This window comes from Streptosporangium sp. NPDC004631 (genome assembly GCF_053601935.1).
The window spans coordinates 1-1,101 of the sequence record NZ_JBSGCR010000082.1; the positions used below are offsets into that span (position 1 = coordinate 1).

Genomic DNA, 1,101 nt, shown 5'->3' on the forward strand with positions numbered 1-1,101 from the left:
CTAGGGCGCGTATCGAGTCGTGATCAACCTGTGGGATTCGCCTTCGCGTCGGGGCTTGGACCGGTAGATCTTGCTGCGTGACGCGAGTGCAACTGACGGATGCGGAGTGGGAGTTCATCGGGCCGTACCTGCCGATCGGCGAGTACGGCCCGTATCCCGAGCGACTGCGGCAGCAGTTCGAGGGCGTGATCTGGCGGTTCAAGACGGGCGGGCAGTGGCGGGAGATGCCGCGGGAGTTCGGCGCCTGGTCGACTGTCCACAACCGCTTCCGGCAGTGGCGTGACGCAGGCATCTTCGAGGCCCTGCTGGAGGGCCTGATCACGGAAGCCGCGCTGCGGGGTGAGGTGGACCTGTCCCTGGTCAGTATCGATTCCACCACCGTCCGGGCCCACCACGACGCTGCCGGGATGTACCTGGACCAGGAGGTCGTCGCGGCTCTGGAGAAGGCCGCCGAGCGGGAGAAGGCCAGGTCAAAGGGGGCGGCCTCGGCGAACAAGCCGGCCAGGACACCGAAGACGATCCCGAGCGGGAAGGGCGGCGGCGCATCCGGCGCCGGCAGAAACTCCGGCTGAAGGCCGCCCTCATCGGACGCTCCAGGGGCGGGCAGACCAGCAAGGTTCATCTGGCCGCCGACCGGAAGTGCCGCCCGCTGGCGTTCGTCCTGACCGCGGGTCAGGCCGCGGACAGCCCGCAGTTCGTCCCCGTGCTGGGGCGGGTACGGGTCCGTGGGCCTGTCGGCCGCCCTCGCACCCGGCCGGACGCGGTTGCTGGGGACAAGGCCTACTCGTCTCGCGGTAACCGCGCCCACCTGCGGGAACGCGGTATCAAGGCGGTCATTCCGGAGAAGAAGGACCAGGTCGCCAACCGGAAGAAGAAGGGCTCCAGAGGCGGTCGGCCCGTCAGCCACGACGCGGACCTGTACAAGGAGCGGAACACCGTCGAGCGGCTGATCAACAAGCTGAAGGCCTGGCGAGGCATCGCCACCCGGTACGACAAGACCCCGGATGGCTACCTCGCCGGCCTCTACCTGCGCGCCTCAATGATCTGGATCAAGGACCTCACCCGAACCACACATTGATCACGACCCAATACATGCCCTAG

1 pseudogene is annotated in these 1,101 nt (G+C 67.7%); it reads left to right on the plus strand.

The features are described from left to right. Window positions 1-77 precede the first annotated feature (77 nt). Window positions 78-1,078, plus strand: a pseudogene (locus ACWEF2_RS31635) (IS5 family transposase). Window positions 1,079-1,101 lie beyond the last annotated feature (23 nt).